At 53.7% G+C, this 17,440-nt stretch carries 20 protein-coding genes and 4 tRNA genes; 14 read left to right on the forward strand and 10 right to left on the reverse strand.

The window, feature by feature from the left end:
* Nucleotides 1-6 precede the first annotated feature (6 nt).
* The 6 genes from H5T64_01360 to arcC all read left to right on the forward strand — a co-directional run bounded on the left by H5T64_01360 (nucleotide 7) and on the right by arcC (nucleotide 4,827).
* Nucleotides 7-414 carry a hypothetical protein gene (locus H5T64_01360; protein ID MBC7262989.1) on the forward strand — a complete coding sequence of 136 codons (408 nt, stop codon included), beginning with the start codon at nucleotides 7-9 and terminating at the stop codon, nucleotides 412-414.
* Nucleotides 380-1,204 carry an aspartate carbamoyltransferase gene (pyrB, locus tag H5T64_01365; protein ID MBC7262990.1) on the forward strand — a complete coding sequence of 275 codons (825 nt, stop codon included), beginning with the start codon at nucleotides 380-382 and terminating at the stop codon, nucleotides 1,202-1,204. Before H5T64_01360 ends, pyrB begins: the two co-directional genes overlap by 35 nt.
* Before the next feature lie 94 nt (nucleotides 1,205-1,298).
* Nucleotides 1,299-1,712, forward strand: coding sequence for an amidohydrolase family protein (locus H5T64_01370; protein ID MBC7262991.1), 414 nt, complete (start codon nucleotides 1,299-1,301; stop codon nucleotides 1,710-1,712).
* A gap of 23 nt (nucleotides 1,713-1,735) precedes the next feature.
* Nucleotides 1,736-2,695 carry an amidohydrolase family protein gene (locus H5T64_01375; protein MBC7262992.1) on the forward strand — a complete coding sequence of 320 codons (960 nt, stop codon included), beginning with the start codon at nucleotides 1,736-1,738 and terminating at the stop codon, nucleotides 2,693-2,695.
* Between the two features lie 83 nt (nucleotides 2,696-2,778).
* Complete coding sequence (locus H5T64_01380) at nucleotides 2,779-3,735, forward strand: dihydroorotate dehydrogenase (protein MBC7262993.1); 957 nt, start codon at nucleotides 2,779-2,781, stop codon at nucleotides 3,733-3,735.
* Between the two features lie 114 nt (nucleotides 3,736-3,849).
* The gene (arcC, locus tag H5T64_01385) at nucleotides 3,850-4,827 is read left to right on the forward strand and encodes a carbamate kinase (GenBank protein MBC7262994.1); all 978 of its coding nucleotides are present in this window, start codon (nucleotides 3,850-3,852) and stop codon (nucleotides 4,825-4,827) included.
* A 154-nt stretch (nucleotides 4,828-4,981) separates the two neighbouring features.
* On the opposite strand, the gene H5T64_01390 is transcribed toward arcC, so the two are convergent.
* From H5T64_01390 to H5T64_01410, 5 genes are all read right to left on the reverse strand, one after another.
* Nucleotides 4,982-5,064 (reverse strand) — tRNA-Leu (locus H5T64_01390).
* Between the two features lie 44 nt (nucleotides 5,065-5,108).
* Nucleotides 5,109-5,180, reverse strand: a tRNA-Cys gene (locus tag H5T64_01395).
* Nucleotides 5,181-5,184: 4 nt separating this feature from the next.
* Nucleotides 5,185-5,259: transfer RNA gene (locus H5T64_01400), tRNA-Gly, on the reverse strand.
* 5 nt (nucleotides 5,260-5,264) lie between these two features.
* Nucleotides 5,265-5,337, reverse strand: a tRNA-Phe gene (locus H5T64_01405).
* 66 nt (nucleotides 5,338-5,403) lie between these two features.
* Entirely contained in the window at nucleotides 5,404-5,862 is a 459-nt protein-coding gene (locus H5T64_01410) for an Rrf2 family transcriptional regulator (protein MBC7262995.1), read from the reverse strand.
* A 211-nt stretch (nucleotides 5,863-6,073) separates the two neighbouring features.
* Here H5T64_01410 and H5T64_01415 point away from each other — a divergent pair, with 211 nt between their 5' ends.
* The 8 genes from H5T64_01415 (at nucleotide 6,074) to H5T64_01450 (ending at nucleotide 12,015) form a co-directional block, all read left to right on the forward strand.
* On the forward strand, nucleotides 6,074-6,898 hold the full coding sequence (locus H5T64_01415) for a response regulator (protein MBC7262996.1): 825 nt from the start codon (nucleotides 6,074-6,076) through the stop codon (nucleotides 6,896-6,898).
* 39 nt (nucleotides 6,899-6,937) lie between these two features.
* The gene (locus H5T64_01420; protein MBC7262997.1) at nucleotides 6,938-7,315 is read left to right on the forward strand and encodes a response regulator; all 378 of its coding nucleotides are present in this window, start codon (nucleotides 6,938-6,940) and stop codon (nucleotides 7,313-7,315) included.
* 16 nt (nucleotides 7,316-7,331) lie between these two features.
* Entirely contained in the window at nucleotides 7,332-7,748 is a 417-nt protein-coding gene (locus tag H5T64_01425; protein MBC7262998.1) for a response regulator, read from the forward strand.
* A complete protein-coding gene (locus tag H5T64_01430) occupies nucleotides 7,745-8,203 on the forward strand; it encodes an NAD(P)H-dependent oxidoreductase subunit E (GenBank protein MBC7262999.1) in 459 nt (152 codons plus the stop codon). The genes H5T64_01425 and H5T64_01430 overlap by 4 nt, the downstream gene beginning before the upstream one ends.
* On the forward strand, nucleotides 8,196-9,464 hold the full coding sequence (nuoF, locus tag H5T64_01435; protein MBC7263000.1) for an NADH-quinone oxidoreductase subunit NuoF: 1,269 nt from the start codon (nucleotides 8,196-8,198) through the stop codon (nucleotides 9,462-9,464). The genes H5T64_01430 and nuoF overlap by 8 nt, the downstream gene beginning before the upstream one ends.
* A 31-nt stretch (nucleotides 9,465-9,495) precedes the next feature.
* A complete protein-coding gene (locus H5T64_01440) occupies nucleotides 9,496-9,873 on the forward strand; it encodes a response regulator (GenBank protein ID MBC7263001.1) in 378 nt (125 codons plus the stop codon).
* 142 nt (nucleotides 9,874-10,015) lie between these two features.
* Nucleotides 10,016-10,495 (forward strand): ACT domain-containing protein, encoded by a 480-nt coding sequence (locus tag H5T64_01445; protein ID MBC7263002.1) that lies wholly within the window; start codon nucleotides 10,016-10,018, stop codon nucleotides 10,493-10,495.
* 128 nt (nucleotides 10,496-10,623) lie between these two features.
* The gene (locus H5T64_01450) at nucleotides 10,624-12,015 is read left to right on the forward strand and encodes a HAMP domain-containing histidine kinase (protein MBC7263003.1); all 1,392 of its coding nucleotides are present in this window, start codon (nucleotides 10,624-10,626) and stop codon (nucleotides 12,013-12,015) included.
* A 69-nt stretch (nucleotides 12,016-12,084) separates the two neighbouring features.
* Here H5T64_01450 and H5T64_01455 read toward each other — a convergent pair whose 3' ends face one another.
* The 5 genes from H5T64_01455 to hypF all read right to left on the reverse strand — a co-directional run bounded on the left by H5T64_01455 (nucleotide 12,085) and on the right by hypF (nucleotide 17,400).
* Nucleotides 12,085-12,555, reverse strand: a complete 471-nt coding sequence (locus H5T64_01455) for a cyclic nucleotide-binding domain-containing protein (GenBank protein MBC7263004.1) — start codon at nucleotides 12,553-12,555, stop codon at nucleotides 12,085-12,087.
* 86 nt (nucleotides 12,556-12,641) lie between these two features.
* Nucleotides 12,642-13,661, reverse strand: a complete 1,020-nt coding sequence (gene hypE, locus H5T64_01460; protein ID MBC7263005.1) for a hydrogenase expression/formation protein HypE — start codon at nucleotides 13,659-13,661, stop codon at nucleotides 12,642-12,644.
* 2 nt (nucleotides 13,662-13,663) lie between these two features.
* Nucleotides 13,664-14,749 carry a hydrogenase formation protein HypD gene (gene hypD / locus H5T64_01465; protein MBC7263006.1) on the reverse strand — a complete coding sequence of 362 codons (1,086 nt, stop codon included), beginning with the start codon at nucleotides 14,747-14,749 and terminating at the stop codon, nucleotides 13,664-13,666.
* A complete protein-coding gene (locus H5T64_01470; protein ID MBC7263007.1) occupies nucleotides 14,736-14,990 on the reverse strand; it encodes a HypC/HybG/HupF family hydrogenase formation chaperone in 255 nt (84 codons plus the stop codon). The genes hypD and H5T64_01470 overlap by 14 nt, the downstream gene beginning before the upstream one ends.
* Nucleotide 14,991: 1 nt before the next feature.
* Nucleotides 14,992-17,400, reverse strand: coding sequence for a carbamoyltransferase HypF (hypF, locus tag H5T64_01475; GenBank protein ID MBC7263008.1), 2,409 nt, complete (start codon nucleotides 17,398-17,400; stop codon nucleotides 14,992-14,994).
* Nucleotides 17,401-17,440: the final 40 nt, after the last annotated feature.

Here is a 17,440-nt window from a genome sequence, read left to right on the forward strand (position 1 = left end):
GAGGTCATGACTTCTAAGACGGAGATTCGGACGATCAGCAAAATCGTAGATTCAATTGGGTTCCAGGGTCACAGCCTGATCTCCATTAATGATCTTTCCAACGATCAAATCTACGGCCTCTTTGAGTTGGGTCGGCTCCTGGAGCCTTGGAACCGTTCTGGCATTCATTTGTTGACTGGCAACGTGATGGCCACCCTTTTCTTTCAGCCCAGCACGCGGACGAGAATGAGTTTTGAGACGGCGATGCACCGGCTGGGCGGCGCCGTCATCACCGAGACCACGCCTCTTATCTCCTCATCAATCGCCAAGGAAGAGAGCCTGGCAGATATGTTGAAAGTGGTCTCCAAGTATGCTAACGTGATCGTGATCCGGCACCCGAATGCCGACGAGGCAATGTGTGAGTCACGTAAATAACGCGACCCTTTTCTACGAACCCTCCACTCGAACCAGACTCTCATTTGAAAGCGCTATGCTGCGACTCGGTGGTCAGGTGCTTTCTGTAGCCGAAGCCACGGCCTCAAGTAGTGCTGCCAAAGGAGAAACCCTCTACGACACGGGCAAGATGATCGAGAGCTATGCCGATGTTGCGGTTATTCGGCATCCCCGGAAGGGAAGCGCCGCAGAGCTGGCCGAAGGCGCCAGTATCCCGGTCATCAACGCTGGCGATGGCGCAGGCCAGCACCCTACGCAGGCCCTGCTGGACCTCTACACGATACGGAAAGAGAAGGGCAGGCTCGAGGGTTTGACAGTGGCGCTTGCCGGTGACCTAAAGTATGGTCGCACCGTCCATTCCCTGGCGCCATTACTGGCATACTTCGGTACGCGTCTCTTCTTTGTTGCGCCGCCAGAACTGGCGATGCCAGCGGAGATCACCGCCGGGTTGCGTGAGCGAGGTGTCGAAGTCGTGGAGACGAGTGATTTGAGTGATGCAGTGCGTGTGAGTGACGTACTGTATATGACGCGCCTGCAGAAGGAACGTTTTACTGATCTTGCTCAGTATGAGGCACTGAAGGGTTCATATATCGTGAATAGAGAGGTGATCGACCGTGCCAAGCCTGGGTTGACCGTGATGCACCCTCTGCCGCGGGTAGATGAGATCGCGCCAGAAGTGGATAGTTATCCCGGTGCTGCATATTTCCGTCAGGCCGCCAACGGTGTGCCGGTCCGCATGGCCTTGTTGGCTTTGGTTACTGGTCAAGCATGAGAAAGGTTCTCGTCGTCTTGCTGGGTTCCGAACCAACGTGCTGAACGGGGCCCGGTCCACCCTAGAGGTGCGGTGGCAGACGTGAGTTGGAGCAGTGAAAGTGGAGAAGGTGGATTTAGTAGTCAGATCAGGAAAAATCGTCCGCTCAGATGGCATTTTCGAGGCAGGGATAGCGGTTAAGGATGGGAAGATCGTCGCTATCGGGGAAGATTATTTGCTCCCTAAAGCCAGCCAAACGATAGATGCCAAAGGCAAATTTGTGCTGGCGGGTGTGATTGACCCCCACGTGCACATGAGAGAGCCTGGGATTGTGGAAAGGGAGGATTGGATCACAGGCACCATGGCTGCTGCCGCAGGAGGGGTTACCACTGTGTTGGATCACCCCAATACTATACCCCCGGTGAACTGTGCCAGAAATTTGCTAGCCAAAAAAGAACTAGTTGCTGGCAAAGCACTGGTTGATTTTGTCTATTTGGTGGGAATGGCGCTACGAGCATTGAGAACATAGCGGAGCAGGCTGAAGCCGGAGCAGTGGCCTTCAAAACTTTCCTGTGGCCTTATCCTGACCGCAAAGACGAGTTCGAGGGCCTTACGTGCACCGATGATGATACCCTCCTCGACATTTTTGAGGAGGTGTCAAAGACAGGCCTGATCCAGTCTTTGCATGCAGAGAGCAAGCCCATTGTGGATCATTACACCAAAAAACTCGTTCGCGCAGGCCGCAGAAAGCCTATAGACCATGAAGACTCCAGGCCGGTTTTAGCAGAAGTGGAAGCCGTTTCTCGAGTCGTGCTTTTCGCTATCGAAACCGGAGTGAGGCTTAACATCCCTCACATCAGCAGCGGATCAGCTGCAGCAATAGTGAGAGAGGCAAAAAAGAGGGGTTATCGGAATATCACTGCCGAAACATGCCCTCAATATCTTTGTTTGACCAAAGAGCGCATGTTGGAGGTAGGGCCTTATGCTAAAGTGAATCCTCCTCTCCGCTCTCGAGAGGAGCAAGAAAAACTCTGGGAGTGTCTGCTGGACGGTACGATTGATACCATAGGCAGCGATCACGCCCCCCTTTTGCCAGAGCACAAAGAGAGAGGGTGGGAAGATATTTTTGCTGCACCGGCCGGTAGTGCGGCGGTGGAATTTTCTCTACCAGTGATGCTCACCGCAGTTCATCAAGGCCGAATCGACCTGCAAACTCTCACCAAACTAATGTCTGAAAACGTGGCCAAACTCTACGGACTGTACCCACAGAAGGGAGTCATTCAGGTTGGCTCCGACGCCGATTTAGTTATCGTGGACATGGGAAGAGAAATGACCATCGACCGACGCAGGGCACAGACCAAACAAAAAGATGCTGCACGCATGTTCGATGGCTGGCGTGTAGTGGGTGTCCCAATTATGACCATTGTCCGAGGTGCTGTGGTCATGTGTGATGGGGAGATAGTGGGTAGGCCTGGGTACGGCAAATTTATCTCTCCTTTGAAAGCGAGGTGAATCCCCGGGCTATGCCTGTTTTTCCCCATCCAGAGAGCGCAGTTTGACCGGTGGGTTACCAGATTTCTGACTAGAAGATGGCTGTGACCGCGTGTTGTGCATCTAATCGAAAGCGATTTCGCGACGTCTTGGCTATTCGTAACCCGGTTATACTTGGCTCTGGGCCTCCTGGTCACAGTGCCAAAGGTCTTGTTCGATATGGCCAGTATGCCGGAGCTGTGGTAAGCAAATCAATCACTTTCCTGCCACGGAAGGGCAATCCCCATCCCCGTGTTGTCAGTCTAGGGAATTTTGGGCTAATCAATTGGGAGAACCTTCCGAACCCGGGCTACAAGCGATTTGCCGATGAATTGCGCGCTGCTAAGGCCCAGTGCAAGTGTCCAGTTATTGCTTCATTGGGCCCTTCTCACAATATAGACGAACTCAGGACGATGGCTTTGAGCTTCGAAGAGGCGGGCGCTGATGCATTAGAGTTGAACTTTAAATGGGGCTTCGACCCGAATACCGGTCAAACTCGGTATAACATGCAGGCTGGCAAAGAGGGCTTTGAGAGCACCTCCATTTTTGAGATCATTGTAACGCTGAAGAAAGCAGTGTCTATACCCATCATTGCCAAACTCGCGGCCTTGGCTGGCGATCTCGTGAATAACGCCAAGGCGGCAGAATCGGCAGGTGCTGATGCGATTACCGCTATCAATACCATTTTCCCGGCGATGAAAATAGATATCACGCGGCAAAAACCAGCTCTCTCCACCTGTTTCGGTGGCTTATCTGGTAAGTCAATACTACCCTTATCCGTGGCTACAGTGTATAGGATCTACGAAGCAGTGAATATACCGATCATTGGCTGCGGCGGTGTGACTTCTGGAGAGGATGCCCTAGAGATGATTATGGCCGGGGCGGATGCCGTTCAAATTTGCACTGCCGCGATGGTGGAGGGCCCCTCTGTTTTCCGGCGCATCAACGATGAAATAAATACGTTAGTGAAGGGGATAGGGTTCGGTTCCGTGAATGAGTGCCGCGGGGTGGCACATCTCTAAATACGCGCAATGGCTGCTGTGAGATTTCTCTCAGGAGCTGGCATTATTGGCCTATATTGGCCAATCGAAATGGAATAATCTATCAATACAATTAACAATTAAGGAGGTTGGACAATGAGGTTACTGATAGCTTTGGGCGGTAACGCGATAAAGCAAGCTCACGAGCAAGGCACCGCGGAGGAACAATTCAGGAACTGCGGGGTAACCACCAGATTCATTGCTGAGATTGTCGGCAGAATGGAAGAGGATGACCGGCTGATCATAACCCATGGCAATGGTCCGCAAGCAGGCAACCTTTTGGTGCAGCAAGAGATGAGCAAGGGTGTCGTACCCCCTCAGACGATGGACATCGTTGGAGCGATGACCCAAGGGCAGATAGGTTATATGCTTCAGCAGACGCTGATGAATTACCTGAAAGATAAAGGTTTGGATGTGCCTGTGTGCGCGGTAGTGAATCAAGTGTTGGTGAGTGGGGATGACCAGGAGTTCATTGGCGAAGCGGCTTCGAAGCCTGTGGGGAACTTTTTCACCGAGGAGGAAGCCAAGAGACTTAAGCAAGAGCATCCGGAGTACATCATAAAGAAAGTCAAACCGAATGGGGAGAGAGTTTGGAGGAGGACAGTACCATCTCCCGATCCAATAGCCAACGTGGAGAGCGAAGCGATCAAGCGGATGGTGGATGCAGGCATCGTTGTCATTGCATCCGGGGGTGGGGGGATACCAGTGGTGTTAGATGAGAGAGGTCACTATCAGGGTGTGGAGGCGGTGATAGATAAAGACCTGGCCGGAGAGCGATTAGCGGAGGTGGTCAATGCGGACGTCTTCCTGATTTTGACCGATGTGGAGAAGGTGAAGTTGAACTTTGGCAAGCCTGATGAGAGGGAGATAGACCGGATGACGATATCGGAGGCCAAGAGATATCTGGCAGAGGGGCATTTTCTTGCCGGGAGCATGGGGCCCAAGGTCAAGGCGTGTATAAGGTTCTTAGAGTGGGGTGGGGAGACGGCGATCATAACCTCATTGGATAAGGCAATCGATGCTTTGGAGGGCAGGACTGGTACCAGGATTGTGCGAGATCGCGTTAAGAATTGAGGCGTGGTAGAGGCCTTTGCATGGCTCGATAGAGGCAGGGTTTGGACATATTAGTGCAAAAGAAAAGGGTCTCCTGCAATGGGAGACCCTTTATGCTATTTACACAAACTGGTTGTGAGACAAATGTCTGCAATTGGCGTGCAACCTATTGTAGTGGGGCGGGAGGGATTCGAACCCTCATGGAGTTGCCTCCAGCGGATTTTAAGTCCGCAGCGTCTGCCGTTTCGCCACCGCCCCAAAATGAAAAGAGCAGCCTCGCTACCAGCCCCAAAAACATACAGAGGCGACGATCGGATTTGAACCGATGATCGGGGTTTTGCAGACCCCTGCCTTAGCCACTTGGCTACGTCGCCCCACTGGAGCGGAAGACGGGATTCGAACCCGCGCCCCTCTCCTTGGCAAGGAGATGCTCTACCGCTGAGCCACTTCCGCCCATATGCCGAGGCCCAGAATTGAACTGGGGACACCTTGATTTTCAGTCAAGTGCTCTACCATCTGAGCTACCTCGGCTATCCCATTAGCTGCTTGTATTAATTTTATACGATGTTCGGGATATTGTCAAAATTAGCGCGGCGCTCACGACTGGCTACCCTGTGCAGCCCGAGCCTCTCTGGCTTTGTGCAAGGCGAGGGATTCGCTTGCCAGCATACTGAATGTAGTCCCATCCAGTGTTTCCAACAACTGTGTTTGGGCTGTTTTCAGTACTCGCGCGACGGCGCAGGTTTCCACGCGCGGGCATCCCTCCTGAATGTTCAGACACCGGCTCAGTGAAATCGGGCCCTGCAACGCTTCGATGACCTGGCGCAGTGTGATCTCACAAGCGGGCCGCGCCAAAGAGAATCCTCCTTTCACACCCCGATGTGAGTGAACCAGACCCCCTTTGGCTAGATCCTGAAAGATCTTGGCCAAGTAACTTTCTGGTATATCCTGGCTTTTGGCGATTTCATGGAGCAAAGTTACCTTCTCAAACGGCTGCGTAGCCAGATACAAGATGCCAAGTATGCCGTAGTCTATCCCCCGGGTTATTTTCACAATCTGGACCTCCCTTTGCGTGCGAGAAATTTGTTCCCGCTGAGATTGTAATGCAAGAATACCGAGAACACAAGCGCAATGTGCTCTCTTAACGCGCCGTGAACCAGAGGGCCTATGGACGAATTCCATCATATTTTCACATGAACTTGACGAAATTCGTGATCTGTGGTATAATTACTAACGAAAGGAGCGGAAATTACCTTTGGGATATGCGATGGATGCGATAGACCGCCAAATCATCGCCTTGCTGCAAACGGACGGACGTATGTCCAACGTGGACATCGCGCGCACCATTGGCGTCGCAGAGGCTACCGTGCGCAAGCGGATTGACCGCTTGCTGAGCGAGGGCCTAGTGCGTGTTGTGGCCATGCCAGCCGTAGATAGATTGGGCTTGGAAGTCGAAACAGTCATCATGCTCAAAGTCGATCTTGGACAAGTTGCCCGCATTGGCGAACAATTGGCAGCCATGAAAGAGGTGCGGTCCGTCAAATATACCACTGGCGAATACGACATTATCCTAGAGGCAGTTTTCCCTTCCGATGAGGATTTGCTCCGATTTTTGACCAGCCGCCTTGCCAGAATACAAGGCATCCGAGCCACTGCTACCTCTCACGTCTTGAAGAATGTCAAACAATCTAGCGACTGGATACTGCCGCGGGAAGGCCCTCCCCTCATCCTGATTGTGGATGATGACCCGGATTTCGTCGAGGCCAGCCGGATCGTGTTAGAGACCGCCGGTTATCAAGTCATCTCGGCGACCAGTGGAGAACAAGGGTTGCGTGCAATGCGCCAGGCACGGCCAGATCTTGTGATCCTCGACGTGATGATGAGCGGTATTTTGGATGGGCTTGACGCCAGCATGCGGATGAAAACAGAACGTGACCTTAGAAGAACGCCAGTATTGATGATCTCTTCTATTACCACTTCTGATTACGCTGCGATGTTCCCCACTGATGAATACGTTCCGGTCGAGAACTTTCTCTCTAAGCCAGTGAGCCCCAACCAGTTGTTGGCAGAGGTCAAGCGGCTATTGGAATAGCAGTAGGAGTTACATCCCACATTTCTACAAGGAGGTGATATGGCCAAAATCTTAGTGGTTGACGACGATCCAGATTTCGTGGAAATCACGAGAACGATTCTAGAGGCGAACGGCTATGAGGTGAGTACGGCGGCCAACGGCGATCAGGCACTCAACTCGATGCGCAAAGATGTCCCAGATCTGGTGCTGCTGGACGTGATGATGTCCACCCTACTGGATGGGCTTAATTTGAGCCACGTCATGAGCGGAGATCCTGTGCTCAAACAAGTGCCGATCATTATGGTCTCTTCTATCACCGATAGCCCACATGCAGGCATGTTCCCTACAGATGAGTACATACCCATTGATGCTTGGATCTCCAAACCCGTCCAACCCGATGATCTTCTGAAGAAAGTTGCGCAGTACATCAAGAAGTAGCCGAGGAGCCGACCCAATGCCCCCTGTAGGTAAAATCCTAGTGGTGGACGACGACCCAGACTTTGTGGAGTACACGCGCATTGTGCTCGAGTCCCAAGGGTATCAGGTGCAAACTGCTGCCACGGCTGAACTGGCTCTTCAGATGATGCGCGAAGACAAGCCAGACGTCGTGCTCCTCGATGTGATGATTTCCTATGTGTTGGACGGCTTGAATGTCACGCGGCGAATGCGTGATGACCCAAATCTCAGAGATGTGCCTGTGATCATGATCTCGGCGATCGTGAGCAGAGAGGAGGCAGGGCTATTTCCGACAGATGAGTATCTATCTGTGGATGCATTCCTGACCAAACCCATTGACCCAGCTGATCTGCTGAAGCAAGTGGACAGGCTAATCCAACGCCGCAACAACGGCGGGACAAAAAAGGAGGGATGATGGAACCAGAAGTTAGGGTGGCCGATCCGGCCAGACGTTCTATGCTGTTGACTGCTCTTTACATAGCCCAAGAACAATATGGCTACTTGACCAGAGATGCCATCGAACGTGTAGCCAACCGGTTGGGGCTTCCTTTGACCGAAGTGTATTCGATGGCCAGTTTCTACACCTTGTACCGCACCCAACCCACGGGACGCTACGTACTGCAGGTCTGCGAAGGACTCTCGTGCCACTTGGTGGGTGGCGCGGAACGACTGGTTGATTACCTGCGCAAGAAACTCGGCATCGAAGTTGGTGAGACAACCAAAGATGGTCTATTCACGCTGCAGACTGTGCAATGCCTGGCCTCCTGCGGTACGTCTCCGGCCATGCGCGTGAACGACGCGCTCTACGAAAACATGACTGCAGAGAAAGTGGATGAATTAATCGAGACGCTAAGGGGGTACCATGTTTGAGAAAGTTTTGACGCGTAATTTTGGCTTGCCCCGGTCGGAAACCATTGATGTCTACATAGCCAATGGCGGCTACCAGGCTCTCCCCAAGGTGCTGCGCGAGTACACACCGGAGCAGGTGATCGAGATCGTTACCGCTTCGGGATTGCGCGGCCGCGGCGGTGCTGGCTTCCCGGCGGGCAGAAAGTGGAGTTTTATGCCCAAGGATCCAGACATCGAGAAATACGTCTGTGTAAACACAGATGAGGGAGAGCCCGGCACGTTCAAAGACCGCGAACTGGTGGAGAAAGACCCCCATCAAATTATCGAGGGCGTGATTATCGCCAGTTATGCGGTCGGCGCCCACCGCGCCTTTGTTTATATCCGCGGGGAATTCTTCCTTGGCGTAAAGCGCTGGATTAAGGCCATTGATGATGCCTACGCCAAGGGTTTCCTGGGCAAGAATATCTTGGGTAGTGGCTTTTCCTTAGATCTATCTGTGCACCGCGGCGCTGGCGCTTACATTTGCGGTGAAGAAACTGCCCTGATCGAATCGTTGGAGGGCAAACGTGGTGAGCCCCGGAAGAAGCCACCTTACCCTGCAAGCGTGGGCTTGTGGGGCAAACCGACCCTGGTGCACAATGTAGAGACGTTGGCCAATGTCCCCCATATCATCAACCGGGGTGCTAAATGGTATACCAGCATGGGCACACCTAAGAGCACTGGCCCCAAGATTTTCTGCGTTAGCGGGCATGTCAGGAACCGCGGCATATTCGAACTGCCACTTGGAGTACCCTTGAGGGAGATCATTTACGAGCATGCTGGTGGGATGGCTTTCGACAAAAAGTTGAAAGCCATCATCCCTGGCGGTGCTTCCACGCCTATGCTCACGCCGGACCAGATAGATATCACTATGGATTTTGAATCGCTGGAGGCGGCCGGAAGTATGCTTGGGACCGGGGCGATCATTGTTATGAATGAAGATACTTGCATGGTGGATGTGGCGCGGCGGTTGATGCATTTCTTCGCCCACGAGTCCTGTGGACGTTGCACGCCTTGCCGAGTGGGCACACATCACATGCTGAGTATTCTGGAGCGCCTGGAGCATGGCGAAGGCAAGCCAGAGGATATGGAGAGCTTGGAGGAAATCGCCCGAGGCATGCGGGGCCTGACTTTTTGTCCGATGGGAGATGCGGCAGCAAACCCAATTCTGAGTGGGCTGAAACTCTTCCGGGATGAATATGAATATCATGTCAAACAAAAACGCTGCGCTGTCGCGGCATAGTGAAAAGGTGACCTGTGGTGAGGAGGAAGATATGGCAAAGATTCTAATTGTGGATGATGACCCAGATTTTGTGGAAGCCACGCGTATGACTCTGGAAGCCAATGGTTACCAGGTGATCAGCGCTGGCAGCGGAGATGAGGGCCTGGCCAAAGTGAAAGCAGAAGCACCAGACTTGGTGATCCTGGATGTGATCATGTCATCGGTGTTAGATGGCTTGAGCATGAGCCAGCGCATGCAGGAGAACCCAGAGCATAAGAGAATCCCTATTTTGATGGTTACCTCTATTGCCAACACGGACTACGCAGCGCTGTTCCCGACTGACGAATACATTAGCATCGATGGCTTTCTCTCTAAGCCAGTGCCACCGGCTGTCTTGTTGCAACGCGTTGCGGAACTGTTGGGTCGGTAAAATCCAAGATCCTCCCGCAGGTTTCGTCTCCAGAACTTCGCCCTGCGGGAGGATCGGACTACCACGGGAACGCATTTGGATTCACTACTGCAGTACACCAGTGAGCGTTGTTTTGTTTGATGGTGAGTAGGAGGATAGTGATATGCCCAAACCGAAAATCAAAGCCGGCGGTATAATTCGCAATGAACATCTGGCTAAAATAGGCGTTTTTTCTGCCCCTGACCGATGTGGCCTGGCCTGTGATGTGCTACGCGCTCTCGGGGATCGAGAAATCAACGTTGAATTCATCGTCCAATGTACTGACCTGGCAAATAACAGCCATATTGTCTTGTGCGTACGGGAAGATGTGCTCGATGCAGCTCTCGCTGCACTCAAGCCTGTGCAAGCCACGGTAAGGGCACAGGACATCGTCAGCCAGCGCAACATGGCTGTCATTTCCATCTTTGGCCCCGATTTCCGAGAGCGGCCCGCCATAGCAGCGGCAGTTTTTGAGGCCATGGCTTCCGTAGGGATCAACATCATAGCGATCAGCACCTCCATTTCTACGGTCTCGTGCCTCATTGATGGCGATAAGGTGGACGATGCCGTAGTGGCCTTACGGGATCACTTCGAACTCCCTTGAACTGCGCTTGGAGTCACTGGTCAGGATTCTTTGTCTGTAACATCTGACTCTTGAATCTCACGCTTTCACATATTCAACCTGAGGGTATTAAAAGGCTGTGCCTGAATCGGCAAGGGAAGGGGCTGGACATGGCTGACGTGTTGCATACACCTACCGAGCAAGAATTAAGGGATCGGACAGACTGGCTGATCCGTGCCCGTTGGCTTGTGGCTTCTGGTGAACTTTTCGTTGTCTTGGTGGCGAACTACCTCTTGCCCGAAACTTTGCCGATGCTCTCCCTTCTGGCCACGATAGCGAGCCTTTGTATATGCAACACCATTTTCACCTTTTACTCCCAGCAGTTACGCTCCGTGAGCGCCTCTTCCCAGCATTACGTTCGCTTCACTCACTTTCAACTCACATTCGACATTCTATTTCTGACGATCTTCCTGCATTTCTTCGGCGGATTAGAAACGCCTTTCTTCATTTTCTATCTCATCTACGTAGTCATCGCTAGCATCCTCTTGCCCAACAAGACCGCTTTCATCTATGCAGGTTTAGTCAGCCTGTTCTATCTCGCCTTGCTCATTTTGGAGTGGCGGGGCTTGATCCCTCACTACAACCTGGCTGGGTTCCGCATCCCGATACGATTCCAACAGCCCATTCACATCTTCACTGCCGTCTTCACCTTGGCCGCCACCGCTTTCCCGACCGCGTATTTCGCCTCCAACATCGTGGCTCGGTTAAACGAAAGGGAAAAGGAGTTGATCGAAGCCAACCTATCCTGTGAGACGAGAGCCCAGGAACTGGCGGAACTGAACGCCCGACTAGAGAGATTGGAAAAGGATAGGTCCCAGTTCATTCGCTTGGTCACGCACGAACTACGAGCCCCTGTGGCTGCCATCCAAAGCTATCTTCGACTGATCCTGGAGGGTTACGTTCCACCCGAGAAGCAACGAGAAATCATCGAGAAATCGGAGCGGCGGGCGCTGGAGCAATTGGCTCTGATTAGCGACCTGCTGGACCTGGCACGATTGCAAGAGCGGCGGGAAGAGGAACGTAAAGTCGAACTAGTGGATGTAGCCGAGGTCTTGCAGGGTGTCACAGACTTAATGCAGGCCCGCGCCGAGGAAAAGGACCTTCTGTTCACAGTGCAGATAGACCCTGGTGTGCCACCAGTACAGGCTAACCTCGAGCATGTTAAGCAACTGTGGACAAACCTCATTAGCAATGCCATCAAGTACACCGAACCCGGCGGCATCGTAGTGGTTAGCCTATCGCAAAATCCCAATTATGTGGTGGGAATGGTGCGTGATACAGGTATTGGCATGACCCCAGAACAGTTGGCGCATATTTTCGAGGAGTTCTACCGCACGGATGAGGCGAAGGCAATGGAGCGCCAGGGTACTGGTCTGGGCCTTTCTATCGTCAAACGCATTGTGGAAACGTACGGTGGAAGAATCTGGGTGGAGTCAGAAAAGGGTAAAGGCAGCAAGTTCAGTTTTGCCTTGCCCAAGGCACCGTCACGAAAGGGTATATAGTCCAAACAGGGAAGACAGCTATCCACCAGTGGATGGTCGTTTTTTCCTCAATACTAGAATACTAGCCCTCTACAACGCACCCATCACGCGATCCAATTTTAAGCCTTTGGCTTGTCTCAATCGCTTGCTGATTACTTCTGCCAGTTTCTTCATCACTACAAATCCGATGTGACTGTCCTGTTCCATTAACCCGTTCATGGCTTTGCCCTCAATGGCGATGAGGCGAACATCGCTGATGCAACGGGCAGAGGCAGTAAGTCGGCGCGGCCTCACCAGTGCTGACCAGCCGATTACATCACCCGGTTGGTCTACCACAATCGTAGTATCCTGGCAGGCATCCGGCTGGGGGCAAACCTCGTATTCCAGGCTCACCTTGCCTTCTTGGAGGATATACAGCATATTGGCTTCTTCACCCTTGCTGAAAATATACGCTCCTTTGGCGTGATGTTCCTCGCGGCACAAGGGGATTATTTTCTGCAAGTCTTCGTCTCCCAACTCGGAGAATAACTCACTTGCTCGCAATGTCTCAATCTTGACCATTGTGTCTCCTCATTAGATATCAGGCTGATGCTTTAGCGCGCCGTATTCTACCTCACCGGCTACTCTCAGGCAATTCCATGTTTCATTCAACAGATTCGTGGCAGTTGCGCACCGGTGAGCATCTCCAAAACCCGATGGGCACCGAGGGTAGTGCGTAACACGACGCGCCTGGGGTGCGCCGAGGTGACGCGGCCGATCACCGCGGCCTGCTGGCCGTACTGGTGTCCGTGCATTGCTGCCAGGACAGAGTCTTCGGCTGGGGGCGGCACGATGGCTACCAATTTGCCCTCATTGGCGACATAAAGTGGGTCCAGTCCGAGCAACTCGCAGGCAGCCTTTACGCCCTCCGGTACTGGTATACAGGCTTCTTCTATCTCAATCCCTACCTGGCTCTGGGTGGCAAGTTCATTGAGCGTTGTTGCCAAGCCACCGCGTGTGGGATCGCGCAGACAATGGATGCGAGCGTCTGCTTTTAACATTGCGTCTACGAGGCCGTTCAGCGGGGCGCAATCGCTGTTCAGGGGGAATGAGAAACGCAATCCTTCACGCTGGCTGAGAATAGCCAGGCCGTGAGCCCCAATAGGTCCGCTGAGAATGACCACGTCACCTGGCTGCGCGTTGGCTCCGGAGATGGAAATCCCCGCTGGTAGCACACCTATCCCTGCCGTGTTAATAAAGAGCGAATCGGCGCTACCTCGATCCACGACTTTGGTGTCGCCAGCGATAATCTCTACACCAGCCTCGCGCGCTGTCTGAGCCATGGAAACCACCACCCGCTCCAGATCCACCAGTGGCAAGCCCTCCTCCAGAATGAAGCCCGCCGTCAGATAGAGTGGCTGTGCGCCTACCATTGCCAAGTCGTTAACCGTGCCACAAACGGCGAGTCTGCCAATGTCCCCACCAGGAAAAAAGATCGGTTGGACCACATAACAGTCGGTGGTCAGTGCTAGTCGCGTTTCGGTGGACGCGGTCAAAGCCCAAACCGCTGCGTCATCTTGTCTATCAAGCCATGGATTTCGGAAGTGCTTGACAAATACAGCGCGGATCAAGTCGTGGGTGAGTTTACCCCCGCTACCATGAGCCAGGAGGATAGTATCCTGAGACATCTTCATGCCTCGCCATACTGCGCGTAAGCCGCACAGGCTCCCTCGCTGGAGACCATACATGGTCCGACGGGATGCTCCGGCGTGCAAGCCCCATCGAAAAGGGGACACTCTGGCGGTTCGACAACCCCCCGCAATACTTCACCACAAAGGCACCCCCTCGGTTCCAGACTCGAGTGGACGGCGACTGGGAATCGGCGTGTGGCATCGAATGCGGCGTATTCGCTGCGGAGTGACAAGCCGCTATCGGTCACAGAGCCAAGGCCACGCCATTCTGCTGCACTCACCTGAAAGACCTGCTGCATCATTTGTTGGGCTACAAGATTGCCCTCCGGACGCACGCTGCGCCTGTAGGCATTGCTTACTGCAGGTGCGCCGCGTTCAACCATATCTACTAAGGCGTAAACCGCTTGCAGGATATCTAACGGCTCGAAGCCAGCGATGGCACAGGGAATACCATAATCACGGGGTAAGAAATGCCAGGCGTTTGAGCCGATAACTGTGGTGACGTGCCCCGGACCGATGATGCCAGAAAGTTGCACCTCGCCTGCCTCTAAGATTGCTTTCATCGCCGGAGGAGTCAGTTTGTGTAGCGAGAAGATGGAGAAGTTGTCTAAGCCTTCGGCCTGGGCCTGTAAGACCGCTGCCGCCACTGTCGGAGCGGTGGTTTCAAACCCTATGGCCAGGAAAATCACCTGGCGGTCGGGGTTCGCTCGTGCGATGGATAGAGCGTCCAGGGTAGAATAGACCATACGTACATCTGCGCCTTGTGCTTTGGCGTCTTGCAGGCTGCCCTGGCTACCCGGCACGCGCATCATATCGCCAAACGTGGTCAGGATCAGATCTGGTAAGTGGGCCATGGCGATAGCCCTGTCCAGATCGGTGCTGGCCGTAACACAAACGGGACAGCCGGGGCCGGAAAGCAGTCGAATGGAGGGCGGCAATAATTGCCGCAGGCCGAACTTGAGAATCGCATGCGTATGTCCACCACAGAACTCCATCAAGCGGATGGGACGTGAGGAACGGTTGTGGATGGAGGTCAGCAATCGCTGTACTGCGCCTGGGTCTCGGAATTCATCAATGTATTTCACCGTTTTGCTCTTCTCGTTCGCGTGCTGTGAATTCCTCCAGTTCCTGGAACAATCTCAGCGTCTCTCGTGCCTCCTGCTCGTCGAGAACATTGATGGCGAACCCAGTGTGTATCAGCACATAATCACCAACGCTAACTTCGGGGGTGAGCACCACGCTGATTCTGCGGCGCACGCCACTGAGATCCACTTCTGCTTCCTGTCCTTCAATAGATAAAACCCGTGCGGGTACAGCCAGACACATCTTATATATCACCTCGGCTGGAAAAGTGGGCGATCAGAGCCTGACCGAGTGACAGCCCTCCATCGTTGCAGGGCACCTGACGATGTAAGAGGACATGGAACCCTTGGGCTCCGAGTGCATTTACGGTGAGGCGGAGTAGTTGCCGGTTTTGAAAACACCCGCCGGAAAGTGCCACGTTGTTTAGCCCCCTCTCGTCACGCATCCGTTGGCACATCTTGACGATCATCTGCGTCACCGTGTTGTGAAAGGCGGCGCTGATTTCAGATGAGGATTTACTTGCTTTTACTGCTTGGACGAGCGCTTCCCATAGCGGTTCGAGGCGCACGATATACGTTCCTCTGTCATAATCAATGGCGAAGGGGTATGAATCGGACTTCTGGATATCACCGGCAATCATCTCTAACTCTGTGGCTGCCTGTGCCTCATAGGTCGCCTCCGGACAGATGCCAAGTAACGCGCTCACAGCGTCGAACAACCGTCCGCAGGAGGAGGTCAGAGGTGTGTTGATGCCCTGCTCTACCATCTGTTGCACAACCCCGATTTCCTCGGCGGGAACCGAAGCGACAAATGGCAGGTCGTGAATTTCACCGAGGCACTGGTACATATAGGCAAGAGCCGTGCGGTACGGCTTATGGATTGCCGCATCTCCCCCAGGTAAAGGCAGGTATTGTAAGTGCCCGTAACGCTCGAACGAGTGATAGTCTGCAATCAGGAACTCGCCGCCCCAGATATGCCCATCGCTTCCGTAGCCTGTTCCATCCAGTGCCACACCGATGACTGGGCCAGCAGTCGGCTGCCAATCGTTGTCAGCCAGACAACTGGCGATGTGGGCATGATGGTGCTGAATCGCGAAAAGGGGTAAGTTTTCCTTTTGCGCTCGCTCTTGGGCGTAGCGCGTTGCCAGATAGTCGGGATGCATGTCGCAGGCGATCGCCGCTGGTTTGGCCCGAAACAAGTGTTCGTATAGGGCTACAGTGGCTTCAAAATGGGCCAGTGTCTCCATGTTCTCCAGGTCGCCGATGTGTTGGCTGATGAATGCGTAGCGATCTCGGGTCAGGCAAAATGTGTTCTTCAATTCGGCACCGCAGGCCAGGATGCGCCCCAGCGGGAAAGCCAACCGTACAGGCGATGGGGCGTACCCTCTGGCTCGACGCAACGGTTGTGGCTGGTCAGCCAGTGGCACAAACCACACGCTGTCATCGTAACGGGCATAGATATCTCGGTTATGCAATAAGAAAGCGTCGGCGAGCGGGCTCAGCCGGCGAATGGCCTCTTCATTATCTTTGGCTATGGGTTCCTCAGATAAGTTCCCACTGGTCATCACCAGAGGCCGGCCTACTTCCTGCAATAAAAGGTGGTGCAAGGGAGTGTACGGGAGCATCACGCCCAGATAGCGGTTGTTTGGGGCCACGGCCCGAGCCACTGTCGAACCATCACGCCAACGCAGGAGCACAATCGGGCTGGCTGGCGAGGTGAGTAAGGCGGCTTCTTCCGGGGTAACCCAACAGTGCCGTTGTACTTCGTCCATCGTAGCCATCATCACCGCTAACGGCTTGTGAGGACGGCGTTTGCGCTCACGCAGGCGTTTGACTGCTATTTCGTTGGTTGCATCGCAGGCCAGATGGAACCCTCCGAGACCTTTCAGGGCGATGATAGCCCCATTCTCGAGCAGGCTACTTACCTGGCGGATGACGGCGCTGTCGTCAAAATTCGTAGTAACGACTCCAGTCGCTGTTGACGCAGATGGAGCGACCGAAGCCGCCGTCGTGGACCGTGTATTGTCCACTAACCATAGGTGCGGGCCGCATACTGGGCAGGCGTTGGGTTGCGTGTGAAAACGACGGTTGGTCGGGTCGTCATATTCAGCCTGGCAGATGGGGCACATATGGAATTCGCGCATAGTCGTCTTCGGGCGATCATACGGGATGTCCTCGATAATGGTGAAGCGTGGCCCACAGTTAGTACAGTTAATGAACGGGTACGCATAGCGCCGGTCCTGAGGGTCGAATAACTCGCGCAGGCAGTCGGTGCAAGTAGCGATATCCGGTGATACCAGTTGGTAGGCATCTGCCTGGGGCAGACTCGGCAGGATAACGAAAGACTCGTGGCCGTTGGGTGATACCTCTGTGATGGAAATGGTCTCGATGTGTGCCCGCGGTGGTGCTTGAGATGTCAAGGCATGGACGAAAGCGTCCAGAGCATGCCCGGAGCCCTCCACCTCGATCTCCACACCTGCCGACGTGTTGCGCACCCAGCCGCGCAGACCGTGTCCGATCGCCAGGTTATACACAAAGGGGCGGAACCCCACGCCCTGGACGACACCGGTGATCTCGATGCGCTTCGCATTATATTGACATAATGGTATAGTTACAATCTCTCGGGTTTTCACTTTTTTGTCTTCTGTTGTCATTTCCGTAACTACTTTGTGCCCCGGCAATTCCGCTAACTCT

This window comes from Chloroflexota bacterium (assembly GCA_014360825.1).
Lineage (GTDB): Bacteria > Chloroflexota > Anaerolineae > UBA2200 > JACIWT01 > JACIWT01.